Here is a 17,904-nt window from a genome sequence, read left to right on the forward strand (position 1 = left end):
TAGAAAATATACAAAAAAGGTACAAGTCACAAGAAACAATTGACTTGTATCTTTTTTTGATGTAAGCTATGTATATAAACATGGAACGCGTTCCATAAAATTGAATAAGGAGAAAAAGAATGAAAAAGAAAATTTTTAGTATCATGCTTGTAGTTGCAATGGTAGGAACAATGTTAGCCGGATGTGGCTCAAAAGAAGACAAAAAAGAGTCCAAAGGAAATAAAAACAGTATTACAGTTCTGGTAGAAAGTGGCTCACCTGCAGAGGCACTGGCAAAAGAAACAGCAGCATCCTTTGAAGAAGAGACTGGATGCAAGGTTGTTATTGATGCAGTTGCTTATACCGGAATGTATGACAAGCTTTCTACAGAGATTAAGGCAAAGCAGGCTGCACATGATGTGGCATGCATGGATGTAGTATGGTTAGCTGCATTTGCAGATGCGATTGAACCAATAAATGATGCAGACACAAGTGATTTTCTTCCGACCTTACAGGACAGTGGAACGATTGATGGAAATCTTCTTGGATATCCTATGTGGGTAAACGCAAAGGTGTTGATTTACAGAAAAGATCTTATTTCTGAAGATAAAGTTCCAAAGACATGGGAAGAGTATCAGGCACTTGCAAAAGAACTGAAAACCGATGATATGAGTGGAACAACAGTTTTCGGCAGCGGTTCTGATGCAGTATGCTCATTCCTTGATTTTGCATGCCAGGCTGGTGCAGAAGGACTTGTGTTTGATAAAGAAGGAAATGTAAACATCACAGATCAGGCTTATGTAGATGCATTGAACTTTATGGTTGAGAATGCAAATGCTGATTACACACCAGCAGATTCACTGGCTACAGCAGCTACAGAGTCTCAGGAACTCTTCACAAACGGAAAAGTTGCAATGCAGCTGAACTGGAGCCATCAGTATCCGGCAGCAGTAGAGGCCCTTGGAGCAGATAAAGTAGGCTGTGCACCGATGATTGGTGGAAGTGCCGGTGTTGGAGCAACTACAGGTCCCTGGTATGAATGTGTAATGAAGAATTCTGAAAATAAAGAGATGGCTAAAAAATATGTGGAATTCATGTATGATCACAATGCAGATTATATGGATCTCACATTAAAGATTGCGGGAAGAACATCTGTATACGAAGAAGCCGGAAAAGTAGCAGGCAATGAACATACAACAGCAGTTCTTGAAACATTAGGAGCTGAACAGTCACAGGCAAGACCTATGGTAACTACATGGTCTCAGATTGAAGAAGTTCTGATAGGAGTTGTAGAATCAAGCTTAGGCGAAGCTGATGTAAATGATACATTGGAAGCAGCAAAGACTCAAATTGAATTAATTATGTAACTGTTCAGTACAGGACTGTGCATTTGCTGCACAGTCCGTGTGAAAACATTGAAGACGCTATAGCAAGCCCCATCGCCAAAGGCGATTTTCATGGGCTTGCGGGGTATCTGTTCATGATTCTGAACAGATGCTCAATTGGTAAATAGTTAAATCGGCGTGTTTAAACATATGAAATGATTAGCAGAGGGCATTCCAGGAAGTTTAAGGAGACATAAGGACGGAATGCTCCTCTGCTTTATAAAGGTGGTAAGTGGAAATGAGATTAATTTCAAGAAAAACCTTATTATTATTCTTTCTGCCGGGTGCGGTATTTATGGGTGCGTTTCTTATATATCCAATCATTACAATGGTAATTGACAGTTTCTATAAAATTGGAATTACAGGCGATAAAACATTTATTGGTTTGGAAAATTACATCCACGCATTTGCAGCCGGAGGTTTTTTTAAACAATTAAAGAATACATTGATTTATATCGTAGTAGCCGTAAGTTTTGAGACGGTGATAGGTTTATTATTTGCATTATTTTTTGAACTAGATTATAAAGGAAGCAAAATTATCCGTTCGCTTATGATGGCACCTCTTATGATAGCACCATTAGTAGCAGGCCTTACCTGGAAATTAATGATGAGCTCCAGTTTTGGAATTGTCAATGAACTTTTGACAAGGATTGGAATTTTATCAAGCAGCAGTGATATTCTCTGGCTTGCAGACGAAAAATGGGCGTTATTTGCATGCTGTATTGCAGATATCTGGCTCACAACGCCGTTTATGATGTTGATGATACTGGCTGGATTGCAGGGATTGGATTCCAGTATGCTGGAAGCTGCAAAAATAGATGGAGCAAGTATGCTGCAGCAGGTCTTTGCGATTAAGCTGCCGGTAATCAAACCAGTTTTGCTGACTGCATTGTCAGTAAGAATTATTGACGCCGCCAGAACCTTTGATATTATCTGGGCAATGACGGAAGGAGGCCCTAATAGTTCTTCAGAAACAATCAGTATTATTATCTACAAGACACTGACACGATATAACGATATTGGTTATGCAAGTGCAATGGCGGTAGTATTTATTGCGGTATTAGTAATATTTACACTGGTATTTATGCAGAGCTTGTGGAACCCGAAGAAAAAGAATAGCTAGTTGGTTTTAGAGGAGGCGAAAAAAGTGGTGAAAAAAGGTGAAATCGGAAAAAAGCTGGGAATCAGTTTGTCAGTAATTCTCACTGTATTCTGGCTTTTTCCATATATATATGTGATTAGTTGTTCATTTAAACCGGGGGCAGAAGTAATTTCAGTTCCACCAAACTTTTTCCCAAAGATATTTTCGGTTGAAAATTTTTCGGGGCTGCTGGGGAGAATGGATGCACTTAAATATCTGATGAACAGTTTGAGTGTTTCACTGGTAAGCACAATCATTGCATTGATTCTGGGGTCTCTTGCGGCATATGCAATTCAGCGTTCAGGGGCAAAATTATCAATTGCATTGGTTGTTTTAGTTTTGTGCCTGAAGATGATTCCTACTTCAAGTATTGTAGTGCCGATTTATGAATTGATTTGTAATCTGGGTTTATATGATACAAAAATTGCTTTGATTATTGTGTACGCAGCCATTAATATGCCATTTGTCATGTGGACGATGTTAAGTTTTTATGAGGGAATTCCAACGACGCTGGATGAAGCGGCATTTGTAGACGGCGCAAGTAGTTTACAAACGTTTCAGAAGGTCATTCTGCCGATTTGTAAACCTGGATTAGCGACAGCATTTATATTTACACTGTTCCTTGCATGGAATGATTTCCTTATTGCGTTGTTATTGACCAGTACAAATGCAAAGACATTCACAGTTGGATTGGCAGGATTTTTGTCAGCATACAATTTGGATCTGGGACCAATGTGTGCAGGTGCATTTTTGTTTAGTTTCCCAGTAATGATTATCTCCCTTGTGGCTCAGAAATATATTGTGCAGGGAATGACTGCCGGGGCTGTAAAGGGTTAGAAATGATGGAGGAGTCTTTATGTCTAGAGAATTAATGCAACAGAATATCGAAAAGGCTCAGTGTGAGATAGATAGCAAAAAAAGTGTTGTGAAAAATGGAAAGATGCGCCAGCATTATCATTTTATGCCGCAGACCGGATGGCTGAATGATCCCAATGGCTTAATATATTTCAAAGGAAAATACCACTTCTTTTTTCAGCACAATCCATATCATGGATTCTGGGGCAGCATGCATTGGGGACATGCGGTCAGTGATGACATGCTGCACTGGGAGTATCTGCCGTTAGCGCTGGCTCCCAGTGAAATATATGATAATGACCCGCGTGGCGGATGCTTTTCGGGGAGTGCACTCGAACATGATGGCAAGTTGTTTCTGATGTTTACGGGGACGACCAATGAAGGAAAGGGATTTGAGCAGACACAGTGCATTGCATACAGTGAAGATGGAATTCACTTCGAAAAATATGAAAGAAATCCGGTCTTGACTGCACCAGAAGGTATTCCGACTGATTTATTCCGGGATCCAAAGGTATGGAAGCACGAGGATACTTATTATATGGTATGTGGTGCAAGTCGTGGTAATAAAGGACAGGCGTTGCTTTATCGGTCGAAAGATATGTTCCACTGGACATTTTTCAATGTGCTGGCTGAGAGCCGTGGAGAATGGGGCTATATGTGGGAATGTCCCGACTTTTATCCCATGGGTGATAAATATGTCCTGACGTTTTCACCCATGGGGGCGGGTGAGCATACCTCTGTGTATCTGGTCGGTGATTTTGATTATGAGACAGGTAAGTTTAACTGTCATGTAACTGGTGAGATTGACTGGGGTTTTGATTATTATGCGCCGCAGTCCTTCCTGGCACCGGATGGAAGAAGAATCCTCGTTGCATGGGCCAATGGATGGGAATGGATGCCATTATGGAAGGACTGGGGACCAACGTACAAGGAAGGCTGGTGTGGTTCTTTCAATATTCCGAGGGAAGTGCGCATGATGGGAGATGGGACATTACAGTTTCTTCCAATAGCAGAGGTGGAAACGATTCGTGAAAATAGGAAACATAAAGATGAGCTTGTGGTGACGGAAAAGGAGACAGAGCTGACAGCCGGAGACGGAGTGTGCTTTGAACTGAAGCTGAACATAGATCTCGAAAAGACGGATGCTGATAAGCTGGAATTAGTTCTGCGCTGCGGCGAGGGTAAGAAGACGGCATGTCTGCTTGATTTTAAGAATGCAGAAATGAGTGTGGATCGAAACGAAGCGGACGGATGGAGCAGGGGTATATCAAGAAGTGTGATGTACCTAAAAGGAAAAAAAGAACTGGATGTGCATATTTTGTCTGATCAGAGCTCTCTAGAAATCTTTACAGATCAATACCAGAATAATCATTCCAACAACATATTTGCGGGAGATGCGCAGAATCAGTTGAAGATTCGTGCATATGGCGGCAGGGTGGTGATTAGAAAGTTTGAATCCTATGGGCTGAAGGAATGTTTTAAATAGATTTTTCCATAATGTTATACTTATGGTTTGACGATGCAGCAGCGTAAAAATTTATTTAGTGTTAATTTTACAGGAGGATTTATGAATGGTTAGTAATAATTATTATGATGTAACAGCGTGGAATGCGGGCAATCCATATGAGGATATTGGTAAGGTAATCAATAGCATCATTGGGGATATTAAAAGTAGGCAAACGGACTCTGATATTAATGAAGGAGGAAAACCAGGCGCAGTGATCTATATCCCGCCAGGTGATTATCATCTCGTTACTCAAGTAGTTATAGACATCAGTTACCTAAAAATTATGGGTTCTGGACATGGTTTTACATCTTCAAGTATTCGTTTTAATACTCCGGAGAGTGAATGGGCAGACTGGCACGAAGTGTGGCCGGGAGGAAGTCGTATACTTGTAGATATTTCCCCGGATGCTGACGATGAGGAGTGCGCAGGAGCAGCATTTTATGTTAAGCGGAGTGGGGAGCCCCGAATAAGCTCGTTAGAGTTTGCTGACTTTTGCATTGATGGTTTGCATTTTTTGGACGATGGTTTAGGAAAAGCAGATCCAGAAAACACATATACAAATGGGAAAACGGGTATTTATGTTGCAAGTGCAGGGGACTCATTCCGGATTACAGGCATGGGGATCGTGTATTTAGAGCATGGAGTTACTATTTATAATGCAGATGCACTGGCTGTACATGATAATTTTATAGCTGAATGTGGTAACTGTATAGAGCTGCGGGAATCAGGCCAGGCTTCAAAAATAACCGATAACTTGCTGGGAGCAGGTTATAAAGGATATTCAATTTATGCTCAAAATTTTGGAGGGCTTTTGATTACGGCAAATAATATTTTCCCACGAGGTGCAAGCAGTGTCCATTTTTCCGGTGTGGTACGTTCCAGTATCACAAGTAATAGATTTCATTCATTTTACCCGGGAATGCTGGTATTCGAAGAAAATTCCTCGGAAAATTTGGTTTCTTCAAATCATTTTCTGCGTGACCATGAACCTTGGCCTCCTATGCAGGCATACGACAATGGGTTAGATGATTTGTATGGCCTTATGTATATTAGCGGTAATAATAATTCTGTAATCGCTAATCACATTTCGGAAACAATAGATACTCAGTATATCAGACCGTCTGGTGCAACACCTGTAATCATACGTGTTGTTTCGGGTAAGGGAAATTATATTTCTGATAATCATATTGTTGCTACTACCGAAGTCACGGATGAGCAAGCCGCGGCAGCGGGTTCTTGTTTCGATGCGCAAGTGGGAGCATTGCTGACTACGGATAAATTGGAGGCACTTGACGTGACAACAGTACTGGTAGAAAAGGAAGCGATTGAAAATACGATTCTTGATTCGGGAAGTGATGCGCAGGTTGTTGTGGACAAGGCTGTAAATGCATTCAGAGCAACTCCAATACCAGGAGTATAAATAATTTATTTAATTATTCTTGTTATTCTAGTATCTGGGTCAATACTTTGGATATAAAAAGTTGAGCTTTAAGGACATTTCCATAATTGTAGGAAGTGTCCTTTTTGTTATAGTAAAATATTAGTATACAAAACAAAAATAAAAACCACAACATTAGGTGCGGAAAAAGTATAAATTAAACATACCCTTAAAATTTTAATAATCTACTATTCATGAATATAATGTTGAAATTAATTCTCATAAATGATAAATTAATCAAAAGACTATAAGAATGCTATCAAAACATAACAGTATAAAAAGAACATCTTGGGATAGTATAAGGTTAAAATCAGGGGACGATTACCGATGAAGAAAAAAGAGAGTATGAGAGTTAAGATTTTACTGCTGTGTCTAAGTAGTATTTTGATTGCCCTGCTTGTTCAGACAACACTGTTTCAGCAGACGTCTGCCCGTACCATTTATGAGCAGACAAAGGAGTCTAATATTCACTTGTTGAAAAGTATGCAGGAAGAAATAAATAACGTTATCAAAACAATGGAGAATAATCTGCTGGAGATTTATAATCAGAAAGAGCTGATGAATGACCTTCAGCGGCACCGGGAGATTAACGGTATGCGCGAGGACTATTACCGCACAGCATATACCATAGCACAGTCCTTCGAAGTGGACGACAAAGTGGCAGCAGTTTATGTGTATGATGACTTTAACCGTATCGTCAGCACCTATTTCCACGCCTCTACCCCTATTTACAAGTACCCTGAGGATGTCTTCGAAAAAACCGGAAACTATAATATTAAGCCGCTGCGCAAGTTTATGGACCAGGAAGATAACGTGATGTTTGTCTCAAGTTATTACAATGAAAACCGGAAGAAAGATATGATCCGTTTTGCCATTAATATTTTCAATCAGGCATACCCCAGGCAGCAGATCGGCTGTGTTGTATGTGATGTTGACAGTGAGGTGTTCAAAGATATATTGAATAAATATATCTACGGTGAAAATAATATCTTATGGATTCAGCCTGTCGGTGATAGGCCAATTATAAAAACCGGCGGAAAGCAGCAAAAATACGAGGAAGAATATGAAAGTCTGTCAGCCGACATAGCAAAGGGAAAAGGGGATAAGGAGCTGAATCTAAAGACCAATGGTGAAGTTCTTTTTAACTTTTCAAGTACCCGTTATAACCTTGAGATATTTTCACTGATGCCTCCGTCTTTACTTGTCAAAAATCAGCAGATGCTGACCAGAAACCTCGTCTTAATTGCTGTCCTTTTACTAATCGTATTCGGTATCCTGTCGATTGTGATGGCGAAAGGAATTACCGGTCCGCTGGAATATCTTACCGACACCATGCGCAAGATCCGGAAAGGAGATATGAATCTTCGCGTCAGTGGCCTCGGAAATGATGAGATCGGAGAACTGGGTGAAAATTTCAACAAGATGTTAGATGAAATGCAGCAGCTGATTGCGAAAGAGTATAAGAATCAGTTGATGCTTCGAGAGGCAGAGTATAAAGCACTTCAGGCACAAATCAACCCTCATTTTCTTTATAATACCCTCGATACGATGAGCAGTATTGCCCAGATTCAGGACTGTACTTTAGTAAGTAATCTAAGTGAATCTCTGTCAGCCATCTTTCGTTACAGTCTTGATATGAAAAATCAGATGTCTACCGTAGAGCGTGAAATGCTGCATCTGAAAAACTATATCTATGTGATGGATGTCCGGATGAACAATGATATTCGCTATGTCTTCGAGATGGAAGAACAGGTACTGCCTTTAGAAATTCCGCGTCTGACCCTTCAGCCGATTGTCGAGAATGCGTTAAAGTATGGTGTACGGGATATTAAGAGAGAAAAGATTATTAAAATGGGCGGCAAAAAAATAGGTGAACTGTTGATTCTGACTGTGGAAGATAATGGTACCGGGATGAAGGCAGAGAGCCTGAATCAGCAGTTTGAAGAAAACAATCTGGAGTATGTGGAAAAGGGAGACTCTATTGGACTGCATAATATCAATGCACGGATAAAATTGTTATTTGGAGCAGCATATGGTGTTTCGATTGAAAGTGAACTGGGAAAAGGGACGAAAGTGACTGTTACAATCCCCTGCAAGAAAGAGGAGGAAGCAAATGAGAAAGTATAAATTACTGATTGCCGATGACGAATACTGGACCAGGGAAAAGCTCCGCCATATTATTGAATGGGATAAGTATAACATTGAATTTATGGAGCCTGCAGAGAATGGGGAAGAGGTACTGGAAAGAATGGCAGAAACTACACCTGATATACTCATTTCGGATATCAATATGCCGATTGTTAATGGGGTGGAGTTAATAGAACAGGTTAAAGAACAATATCCGTCAGTCATTACCTTTATTGTCAGTGGTTACGATGATTTTAATTATGTCAAGAGTACGATGAAAGCCGGGGCAATCAATTATCTGTTAAAACCAATCAACCGGGCTGATCTTATTCTGGCAGTTTCTGAAGCTATGGATATCATCAACCGGCGGCTGGCACAGGAAGAGGTCGATCAGGAGACCCGTAACCAGCAGCTCAGACTGTCTTCCATGATGCAGGACCATGAGTACAGCAGACTGATTGACCGGGATGAGTCAGGGAGCCTCAATAATTTGTCTATTAATCTCAATCTGGACACCGCGGGATATGGTTTTGTGCTGTTGAAAATACATAACATGCAAATTGCCATGGATGCCTATAATCAGGACATCAACCAACTGTCATATGAAGTAAAAAAGAGAATTAAAGCGGCTCTGAAAGAAGAGATTATCGTCTTTAATCATGCCACTAAATCCAACGAGTTTATTATTATTTCAAAAGAAAAAGAAGCCCATTCACACCGGGCAGCAATTGTATATACAAAGATTTTAGAAGCGGTATTTCAGGCGCCCATCACCGTCGTACTCAATGACTTTTCCTATTCGATTGAAAGCTTTCATTATGCTTATACCCAGGCAATCAGTCTGCTGATGACCAGAAAATATGTGGGTAAAAGTGAGATTATTTCTCATGATAAGCGTTCGCGGGAGATTCAGGAACAGCACCGGCGAAAATTATTAAGTGAAAAGGTGGTAAATCAGCTGGTCATCTTTCTGAAAGCGGGAAATAAGGCTCGGGTAGAGGAAGTGGTGATAAGAAGTCTGGACCTGGAAGGGCAGCCATCAGTTACTTACCTGGACGTAAAGCAGATGATCAGACAGATAAACAGTGTTTTGATGAGCAATATGCAGATTGATATCATGGACCCGGCTGACATAATCAATATCGAAAGTCTGGTTGATGAAGTGGATAAATATGTTGACCGTCTGGATTTAAAGCGGTTGATTGCCTGTGAAAGGGATATTATTGACAGCATTATGGTGGATACTGACGCGGCTAAAAGTGACACTATGGAAGGGATTGTCAGACAGGTTAAGAATTATATTGACAGTCACTATTTTGAAGAACTTTCTCTGGCGGTATTGTCGGAGCGTTTTGCCGTAGAACCCTCGTACCTGTCAAAGAGCTTTAAACAGTTTACGAAAGAAAACCTGATGGTATATATCGCCAGGAAGCGGATGGAACAGGCGGTTTCATATATTACAGAGAATCAACTGAGTCTGTCGGAAATATCATTTCTGGTAGGATATGATGACTATACTTATTTTAGCCGGGTCTTTAAGAAAATCGTAGGGGTCAGCCCCAGAGATTATAAAGCGAAAGGGGGCGGTCCGGTTGAATAAAAAAATAATTGCAGTAGTTGTGATATTGGTACTCTGGCTTTTCTACAGTGTAACCGGGCCGCTGCCGTCAGGAGAAATCATTTCCGAGAGCGAGAGTAAGCCGACAATCACCATTCTGGCCGGGCAGTCATCTTCTGATGCAGGAACTGAGGAGATGATCCAGGAGGTACTGGCGGCAAAATTCCCGGATGTGGATTTTCAATGGAGCTGTGTGGACTGGGGGGATCAGTTTGCATCTCAGGTAGAAGGTAAATTTGTATCGGGTAATCTCCCTGATATTTTGATCGGGAAATCCCAGGATGTATATCCTTACCGGATGAGCGGAATTATCGCCCCGCTGCCGGAAGAAGTATACTCGGAAATATCAGAGCAGTCGTTAGCGGTGGTCTCATCAGAGGGAGGGGTCTATGGCCTTCCTTACACCGAGAGCTTACAGGGTGTGTTTTATAATAAAGAGATATTCAAACGCTTCGGGCTGACAACACCTAAAACCATTGAGGAACTTGATCATGTTGTCAATGTGCTGGAAAAAAATAATGTGGTTGCCTTTGCCAGTCATTTTCAGGAGAGCTGGAAAATCGGAAACATGAATATGCAGTTTTTTATGAATGATATATTTGCCAGTGACCCGGCATGGGGGGAACGTTTCCGGGCAGGCGAAGTAAATTATTCGGGGAATCCGCTGATTACTTCGTTATTCAAAAACAATCAATATATTCTGGAGCATTCTTTTTCGGATGCCATCCAGATTAATCAATATGAAAGTGATGTCCGTTTTGCCCGGGGAGAGGCGGCGATGAACCTGACCGGTACGTGGTCTTTACAGGCTATGAGCCAGATGGTTTCGGAAATCGATGTGGGTATCTTCCCTTATCCAAATGAGAGCGGTGATGCAAAATTGTTAGTGGAAACCAATATGACTTTTATGAAAGGAAATAAAGAAGAAAACACAGAATTGGTAGATGCGGTGCTGACAGAGATCGGAACAAACTATCTGCTGGCGCAGGAAATTGTAGATTATATTCAGGCACGCTCCACATTTCGCAGAATGGAGGAAAATGGGGATGTAATGGTGCAGGATGACGTAAAATACTATCGGGAGAATAATCAGATGCTCAACGTGGCGGCCGGCAATTCCCAGCTTGTCTGGAGTTATCAAAATGATGTGGCGGCTCAGGCGATGCTCTGGTTACAGGGGAAGGCAAAACTTGAAGATGTCTTGCAATATGCCGATCAAAAGAGGGATACAAGTATTATCGAAGAGCGGTAAGCAGTTGTACTTTTCAAAAAAGTACAACTGCTTTTTTCTAAATAGTCCTAATTGTCATCAACAAACCCATACTATAATTAATTTAACTAGGATGTGTCTGAAAACTCATAGCCCCAATCTGCACGCCCCACTTCGCGGTATATTTGTCCCAAATTCAGTTGGCGTAGCCCACTACGCCGCCTTTATTTGGAACAAATCTCCCACAAAGTGTGACGCACACCTTGGAACAAGCAGTTTTCAGACACACCCTAAAAATTGAATCAAATGGGAGGAACACTATGAAGTTAAAGAAAGTATTGGCTTTAGGGCTGGCCGGATGTATGGCAGCATCAATGCTGGCCGGATGCGGCGGATCAGATTCATCAGGTAAAGATACAAAGGGTGAAGAGGAAAAAGAAGAGGTGACTCTCACTGTTCTTGCCGGACAATCCACAACCGATGTGGGAATGGAAGACATGATTGATGAAGTGATGGCTGAGAAGTACCCTCATATAACACTGGAGTGGGAATGTGTTGACTGGGGAAATGATTTCCAGCCGAAGATGCAGCAGTATATGCAGTCAGGACTTCCCGATATAATGATTGGAAAAGCTCAGGATGTTCTTACATATGGATCACAGGATCTGCTGGCAGAAATACCTTCGGAATATACGGGACGAGTTCTGGATGCGGCCATTGAGAATGTATCAATTGATGGAAAAGCTTACGGTTTGGTGTTTAATGCGCTGTATCAGGGTGTATATTACAACCGGGCGATGTTTGAAGAAAATGGATGGTCAGTACCGAAGACCCTGGATGACCTGCAGAAGATTATCGATGACTGCAACGAAAAGGGTATTACCCCATTCGCCAGCCATATGGTTGATACATGGAGTATTGGAAACGTAACCATGCAGTTTGCCATGAATGACGTGTTTAATAAGAACCCACAGTGGGGCGATGATTTCAGGGCCGGCAAAGAGTCTTATGAAAAGAGCCAGGATATGCAGGCTGCGTATAAAAACAATGAGATTATTTATAAGAATACCTTCCCGGAGACATTCTCATTAGAACAGACAGACTGTGATGCCAAAATGGTTATGGGCGAAGCGGCAATGAAAGTTTCTGGTTCCTGGTCAATACAGAATTTCCTGGATATTGACGAAAACTTTGATTTCGGGATATTCCCGTTCCCGAATCAGAATGGTGATTCCAAGCTGATCTTTGAACCGAACATTACCGTTATGACCAAAGCAGACAGTGACAAACAAGAAGCAGTTAACTGTTTTCTTGATGTACTGACCGGAGATAAAGATCTGGCAGTTCAGATTTATGATCACACCAAAACTGCTCCAATGTTAAAGGATGTGTCACCAACATTCATCAATCCAAGCCAGTCTGATATCGATAAGTATGCAAGTGAAGGAAATATTGTCGATGTTACCCTTGGAAACAACCAGTTAGTATGGGGCGGTTTCCAGGAAGAGAATGCAAAAGACATCGGTGCATGGCTCCAGGGCCAGCAAACCTTCGAAGATGCACTGAAGGCTTCTGATGGCAGAGTAAATGCAAGTTCAGTATCAAAATAATGTTCCAAAAGGGGAAGAAATTACCTTCCCCTTTTCTAATGTAATAGGAAAGTGCTTTTCCTATTACATAAAAACTCTACGGGGGGATGCACACTGCGGTGTAAATGGTAGATGTCGCTATGCGACCTCCGCAGGCGCAAGAGTTTGCGAGGCAAACTCTTTATTTAAATAGAAGGAGGAGTAAAGCAGATGAAGAAAAAAGGTGACATCAGTAAGTCTATGCTGCGGCAGTATTTTTTACTGATTATTCCCGGGTTTGTCATCTTCACGATTGGTATTATCATACCGATGGTACTGGCGGTAAGATATTCTTTTACCAACTGGGATGGAATGGCGGCGGAAAAGACATTTATTGGATTTGATAATTATATCAAGTTATTAAAGGATCCGGAGGTTAAGAATGCCTGGTGGTTTACAATCAGGTTTACCATCGGCAATACCATATTGCAGAACATTATAGCCCTTTTATTTGCCGTTGCGTTGGATAGCGGGATCAAAGCACAGAAGATTTACCGGGCAGCCTTTTTCATCCCTTGTCTGATTAGTTCGGTTATTGTGGGATTTATCTGGCTGAGGATGTATTCCAATGTTCTGCCGGCAATCAATGATATGCTGGGAACCAGTATCAATTTCCTGTTGTTTGGAGAAGCAGATACTGTTTTGGGCGGCTTGCTGATTGCGAACAACTGGCAGTGGGTCGGATACTGGATGCTGATTTACCTGGCAGGGCTGCAATCAATTCCGGGTGATCTGTACGAAGCGGCAAAAGTGGACGGAGCAGGACCGATCAAGCGCTTTTTCAATGTAACTGTGCCGATGCTGGCACCATCATTTACCATTTGCATTGTTGGTATTACGACTGGCTCACTAAAAGTATACGATTTACTGGTTTCATCGACCAAAGGCGGACCGGGCCGGGCATCGACCTCAATCATTTACCAGACCTATACCACAGCAATCAATGGCCGGCAGTTTGGGTACGGCTCGGCAATGTCGACCTCATTAGTACTGGTTCTGCTGCTGGTTGCCGTAATCCAGGTGCGGGGTCTTAAGAAGAAGGAGGTGCAGGCATAATGTTTAAGAAGAAAAAGGAAAAAGACGACATCATGCCTCAGAAATATACCAAAGCCACTCTGGGAGTTCAGGTTGTGATGGGGATATTTGCAATTGTATTTCTGATGCCGATATTCATTATTTTCAGCTATTCGTTTAAGACCAAAAAGGAATTGTATCTGGGAAATCCCTTAAGTCTGCCGGAAAGTTTTAACCTCGACAACTATAAGACAGCATTTGACAAACTGAATCTGACGACCACTTTTTTTAATACTTTTTTGTATACGGCCATCAGTGTGCTGATCTTGGCGCTGCTATGCGGGATGACAGCCTGGGCAATCGCCAGATGTAAACATAAATTTTTTAAGTTTGCTTATGTATATTTTATCATCGGAATCCTGATTCCCTATCAGGCGCTGTTTTTACCGATTTACATGGTGGGTAATTCGCTGAAGATGACAAACACCCGGTTTGGCATAATTTTTATGTATGTGGCGACGAGTATCTCATTCGGTGTATTCCTAATGAACAGCTTTATGTCAACTGTTCCCATTGAATTGGAGGAATCGGCCCGGATTGACGGATGCTCGGTATTTAAAACATATTTTCTGATTGTTATGCCACTTTTAAAACCGGCAATGGCTACATTGGTTATCATGCAGTCCTTTCAGATCTGGAACGATTATCTGCTGGCCAGTCTCTATGTAAGTAAGAAACAGTTAAAGACACTGACAGTGGCAATATCATCATTATTTTCTGCCCAGGCCAGTGACTATAACACGGCGATGGCGGCGATTGTGATTTCGGTGCTGCCGATTGCCATATTATTCCTATGTCTGCAAAAATATTTTATCAAAGGTATGACAGTAGGAGCGGTGAAAGGATAAGAAGATATGAGTGTTGTGTTATTAAAAGAATATGAACTGGGTGATATGAAAGCTCAGTATTATTGTGATGAACAATCTCAGAATGTGGAATTGATGATCATTCCGGCGGCACTGGAACCCAATGTCTGGGAGCAGAAGAAGCAAGTGGTTGATTCACTGGTACAGGTCAAGCTGGTAGGTGATACCTACCCCGGAAGCTTTGCCGGCGGCGGTACGTTGAGACAGAGTGAAACGGTGGGGAGGCTCAGGTTTAAGGCACAGCAGATTGAAAAGGACCAGACTGCAATGTGCATTACGACAATCTTGGAAGATGTGCGCGGTTATACAGTGAAACATCATTTGATCTGGAAATCTGGGCAAGTGACGTTAAGAAGCTATACGGAATTTTGCAATGCCACGCAGGAGAGTGTGAAACTGGAGCTTCTCTCAAGCTTTTCACTTGGCGGCATCAGTCCTTTTCTCGCTGGTGCAGGATACGGGCAGATTGATATTCACCGGATCCGCAGTGTCTGGAGTATGGAAGGCAGATTAGAGACCAGAAGCCTTGAAGAACTTCAGCTGGAACCGTCCTGGGAAGGGCATGCAGTACGCTGTGAGCGATTTGGCCAGGTAGGTTCACTGGCTGTCAATCACTATTTTCCATATTTGGTGGTAGAAGACAAGCAAACAGGAGTATTCTGGGGAGCCCAGCTGGCCCACAATGCATCCTGGCAGATGGAATTGTACCGGCGGGACGATGGGCTGGCGGTATCCGGCGGTCTGGCTGACCGGGAGTTCGGACATTGGGTGAAAACCGTCGAACCGGGTGAAACATTTATATCACCCGAAGCAATTTTAACAACCTGCCACGGCGGCATAGTTGATGATGTATCACAGCGGCTGACATCGGCAGTGGCAGAACAGGTAAATGCGGGGCCAAAAAAGGAGCAGGAACTTCCTGTAATATTCAATGAATACTGTACAACCTGGGGGTGTCCGTCACATGAAAACATCACAGGGATTTTGGACAGTATTAAAGACCGGGGCTTCGATTACTTTGTCATTGACTGTGGATGGTATAAAGAAGATGGGGTATCATGGAACATTTCCATGGGAGATTATCAGGTGTCCGAGGCATTGTTCCCGGAGGGGCTGGGGAAGACAGTAGAAGCGATTAAGGAAGCCGGACTGGTTCCAGGTATCTGGTTTGAGATTGATACCGTTGGAAAGGCAGCAAAAGCCTACCAGCTGGAAGAACATTTGCTGAAACGGGACGGTGTAACCCTGACAACTTCTATGAGACGGTTCTGGAATATGGCTGATCCCTGGGTTGAGGATTACTTATGTGAGCGGGTTATCAGGATGCTAAAAGACTATGATTTTGGATACATGAAGATGGACTATAATGACACCATTGGATTGGGATGTGATGACCCGGATTCACTGGGCGAAGGGCTGCGGAAAAACATGGCGGCATCCTATCGTTTCATTGAGAAAGTGAAGCGGGAGATACCGGGGATTATTCTGGAAAACTGTGCATCAGGCGGACACAAGCAGGAACCGCTGATGATGGAGCTGACCAGCATGTCGTCCTTTTCTGATGCTCATGAATGCGAAGAGATTCCAATTATTGCCGCTAATATGCATCGCGTAATTCTGCCCCGGCAGAGCCAGATATGGGCGGTTATCCGTAAAGAAGATTCACTTAAGCGGATTGCCTATTCAGTTGCTAATACATTTCTGGGCAGAATGTGCATATCAGGTGATGTCACCGATTTATCTGAGCAGCAGTGGCAGGTGCTGGATCAAGGGATTGCATTTTATAAATCTATTGCCCCGATTATTAAAGAGGGATATACAAAGTGGTATGGACCGGAGATTCAAAGCTACCGTCACCCCACCGGATGGCAGGGGATTTTAAGAATAGGTATAGAAGATCAGGCCTTCGCTGTTATCCATACTTTTAACGGAGAATTGCCGGATTATATTGAGATGGCATGGGAGGATAGCGGGGAATATATGATTGAAGAGACTTATTCTCACAGCCAGGATATAGTACAAATAATAAATGGCATATTAACTTACCGCCCAACTGAAAATATGTCTGCGGTTGCGGTACGGTTGAGAAAAGTGAGGAAATAAGGTTGAATGAAGCATACTTATGGCCTGCAGCATGCAGAATTCTGATAAAAAGGAAGGGAGAAACAACAGGATGTTTGATAAAAATAAGGTGAAGCTGGGCATTGCGCCCATTGCCTGGACGAATGACGATTTGCCGGATCTGGGTAAGGAAAACACCTTTGAGCAGTGTGTAAGTGAAATGGCTTTAGCAGGGTTTACCGGTTCTGAGATTGGCAATAAATACCCTAAAGACCCAGCAGTTTTGAAAAAAGCACTGGATATGCGCGGGATACAGATATGTAATGCATGGTTTTCCTCGTTCCTGACGACGAAACCATATGAAGAAACAGAAAAAGATTTCTTAGAGCATGTTCAATTCCTGCAGGCCATGGGAGCTAAAATTGTCGGTGTATCTGAACAGGGGCACAGCATCCAGGGAATGCAGGACACTCCCATCTTTGAGCAGAAGTATGTTATGATTGAGGAAGAGTGGAGGCTGCTTACAGAGGGGCTTAATAAACTTGGAAAGCTGGCACTTGAGTACGGAATTTCATTAACCTTTCATCACCATATGGGAACTGTGGTACAGAATGCTGATGAAGTGGAACGTCTGATGCAGGAGACTGACCCCCAGTATGTCAGCCTGTTGTATGATACCGGGCATTTTGCCTACTGTAATGTGAATCCGCTGGAAATGGTGAAAAAGTATATTGGCAGAATCAAACATGTTCATTTAAAGGATATCCGTCAGGATGTAGTGGATAAGGTAAAGGAAGAGCATTTAAGCTTCCTCGAAGGGGTCCGCTTAGGAACCTTCACTGTTCCCGGCGACGGCTGTATTTCTTTTGATGAAATCTTTGCAGTATTAAAAGATCATGACTATAAGGGGTATATGCTGGTAGAAGCGGAGCAGGACCCGGCGAAAGCGAATCCCCTTGAATATGCTATTAAGGCAAGAACTTATATTAAAGAAAAAACGGGATTATAGGGAGAA

At 42.3% G+C, this 17,904-nt stretch carries 14 protein-coding genes; all 14 read left to right on the forward strand.

Annotation, left to right across the window (positions count from 1 at the left end; translation table 11 throughout):
* The first annotated feature begins 119 nt into the window (after nucleotides 1-119).
* The 14 genes from A8805_RS19800 to iolE all read left to right on the forward strand — a co-directional run bounded on the left by A8805_RS19800 (nucleotide 120) and on the right by iolE (nucleotide 17,898).
* Nucleotides 120-1,346: an ABC transporter substrate-binding protein gene (locus A8805_RS19800; protein ID WP_109714400.1), complete on the forward strand. Its 1,227-nt coding sequence runs from the start codon at nucleotides 120-122 to the stop codon at nucleotides 1,344-1,346.
* Between the two features lie 256 nt (nucleotides 1,347-1,602).
* On the forward strand, nucleotides 1,603-2,487 hold the full coding sequence (locus A8805_RS19805) for a carbohydrate ABC transporter permease (RefSeq protein WP_109714402.1): 885 nt from the start codon (nucleotides 1,603-1,605) through the stop codon (nucleotides 2,485-2,487).
* Between the two features lie 24 nt (nucleotides 2,488-2,511).
* Complete coding sequence (locus A8805_RS19810) at nucleotides 2,512-3,342, forward strand: carbohydrate ABC transporter permease (RefSeq protein WP_109714404.1); 831 nt, start codon at nucleotides 2,512-2,514, stop codon at nucleotides 3,340-3,342.
* 19 nt (nucleotides 3,343-3,361) lie between these two features.
* Complete coding sequence (locus tag A8805_RS19815) at nucleotides 3,362-4,846, forward strand: glycoside hydrolase family 32 protein (protein WP_109714406.1); 1,485 nt, start codon at nucleotides 3,362-3,364, stop codon at nucleotides 4,844-4,846.
* Nucleotides 4,847-4,931: 85 nt separating this feature from the next.
* On the forward strand, nucleotides 4,932-6,287 hold the full coding sequence (locus tag A8805_RS19820; protein WP_109714408.1) for a NosD domain-containing protein: 1,356 nt from the start codon (nucleotides 4,932-4,934) through the stop codon (nucleotides 6,285-6,287).
* A gap of 345 nt (nucleotides 6,288-6,632) precedes the next feature.
* On the forward strand, nucleotides 6,633-8,432 hold the full coding sequence (locus A8805_RS19825) for a cache domain-containing sensor histidine kinase (RefSeq protein WP_109714410.1): 1,800 nt from the start codon (nucleotides 6,633-6,635) through the stop codon (nucleotides 8,430-8,432).
* Nucleotides 8,419-10,032, forward strand: coding sequence for a response regulator transcription factor (locus tag A8805_RS19830; RefSeq protein WP_109714412.1), 1,614 nt, complete (start codon nucleotides 8,419-8,421; stop codon nucleotides 10,030-10,032). The genes A8805_RS19825 and A8805_RS19830 overlap by 14 nt, the downstream gene beginning before the upstream one ends.
* The gene (locus tag A8805_RS19835; RefSeq protein ID WP_109714414.1) at nucleotides 10,025-11,302 is read left to right on the forward strand and encodes an ABC transporter substrate-binding protein; all 1,278 of its coding nucleotides are present in this window, start codon (nucleotides 10,025-10,027) and stop codon (nucleotides 11,300-11,302) included. The genes A8805_RS19830 and A8805_RS19835 overlap by 8 nt, the downstream gene beginning before the upstream one ends.
* 91 nt (nucleotides 11,303-11,393) lie before the next feature.
* On the forward strand, nucleotides 11,394-11,561 hold the full coding sequence (locus A8805_RS23190) for a DUF6783 domain-containing protein (RefSeq protein ID WP_420319483.1): 168 nt from the start codon (nucleotides 11,394-11,396) through the stop codon (nucleotides 11,559-11,561).
* A gap of 19 nt (nucleotides 11,562-11,580) precedes the next feature.
* Nucleotides 11,581-12,870 (forward strand): extracellular solute-binding protein, encoded by a 1,290-nt coding sequence (locus A8805_RS19845; RefSeq protein ID WP_109714418.1) that lies wholly within the window; start codon nucleotides 11,581-11,583, stop codon nucleotides 12,868-12,870.
* 189 nt (nucleotides 12,871-13,059) lie between these two features.
* A complete protein-coding gene (locus A8805_RS19850; protein ID WP_109714420.1) occupies nucleotides 13,060-13,944 on the forward strand; it encodes a carbohydrate ABC transporter permease in 885 nt (294 codons plus the stop codon).
* A complete protein-coding gene (locus A8805_RS19855) occupies nucleotides 13,944-14,810 on the forward strand; it encodes a carbohydrate ABC transporter permease (protein WP_109714422.1) in 867 nt (288 codons plus the stop codon). The genes A8805_RS19850 and A8805_RS19855 overlap by 1 nt, the downstream gene beginning before the upstream one ends.
* A gap of 6 nt (nucleotides 14,811-14,816) precedes the next feature.
* Nucleotides 14,817-16,931 carry a glycoside hydrolase family 36 protein gene (locus A8805_RS19860; RefSeq protein WP_109714424.1) on the forward strand — a complete coding sequence of 705 codons (2,115 nt, stop codon included), beginning with the start codon at nucleotides 14,817-14,819 and terminating at the stop codon, nucleotides 16,929-16,931.
* 70 nt (nucleotides 16,932-17,001) lie between these two features.
* The gene (iolE, locus tag A8805_RS19865) at nucleotides 17,002-17,898 is read left to right on the forward strand and encodes a myo-inosose-2 dehydratase (RefSeq protein WP_109714460.1); all 897 of its coding nucleotides are present in this window, start codon (nucleotides 17,002-17,004) and stop codon (nucleotides 17,896-17,898) included.
* Nucleotides 17,899-17,904 lie beyond the last annotated feature (6 nt).

The sequence above is a fragment of the Faecalicatena contorta genome, assembly GCF_003149105.1.
Taxonomy (GTDB): Bacteria; Bacillota; Clostridia; order Lachnospirales; family Lachnospiraceae; genus Muricomes; species Muricomes contortus_C.

Excerpts from the sequence above, each read along its gene's own strand:
- iolE (WP_109714460.1), top strand. The coding sequence starts at position 17,002 with ATGTTTGATAAAAATAAGGTGAAGCTGGGCATTGCGCCCATTGCCTGG.
- A8805_RS19830 (WP_109714412.1), top strand. The coding sequence starts at position 8,419 with ATGAGAAAGTATAAATTACTGATTGCCGATGACGAATACTGGACCAGG.
- A8805_RS19800 (WP_109714400.1), top strand. The coding sequence starts at position 120 with ATGAAAAAGAAAATTTTTAGTATCATGCTTGTAGTTGCAATGGTAGGA.
- A8805_RS19855 (WP_109714422.1), top strand. The coding sequence starts at position 13,944 with ATGTTTAAGAAGAAAAAGGAAAAAGACGACATCATGCCTCAGAAATAT.
- A8805_RS19805 (WP_109714402.1), top strand. The coding sequence starts at position 1,603 with ATGAGATTAATTTCAAGAAAAACCTTATTATTATTCTTTCTGCCGGGT.
- A8805_RS19850 (WP_109714420.1), top strand. The coding sequence starts at position 13,060 with ATGAAGAAAAAAGGTGACATCAGTAAGTCTATGCTGCGGCAGTATTTT.
- A8805_RS19860 (WP_109714424.1), top strand. The coding sequence starts at position 14,817 with ATGAGTGTTGTGTTATTAAAAGAATATGAACTGGGTGATATGAAAGCT.
- A8805_RS19815 (WP_109714406.1), top strand. The coding sequence starts at position 3,362 with ATGTCTAGAGAATTAATGCAACAGAATATCGAAAAGGCTCAGTGTGAG.
- A8805_RS19845 (WP_109714418.1), top strand. The coding sequence starts at position 11,581 with ATGAAGTTAAAGAAAGTATTGGCTTTAGGGCTGGCCGGATGTATGGCA.
- A8805_RS19825 (WP_109714410.1), top strand. The coding sequence starts at position 6,633 with ATGAAGAAAAAAGAGAGTATGAGAGTTAAGATTTTACTGCTGTGTCTA.
- A8805_RS19820 (WP_109714408.1), top strand. The coding sequence starts at position 4,932 with ATGGTTAGTAATAATTATTATGATGTAACAGCGTGGAATGCGGGCAAT.
- A8805_RS23190 (WP_420319483.1), top strand. The coding sequence starts at position 11,394 with ATGTGTCTGAAAACTCATAGCCCCAATCTGCACGCCCCACTTCGCGGT.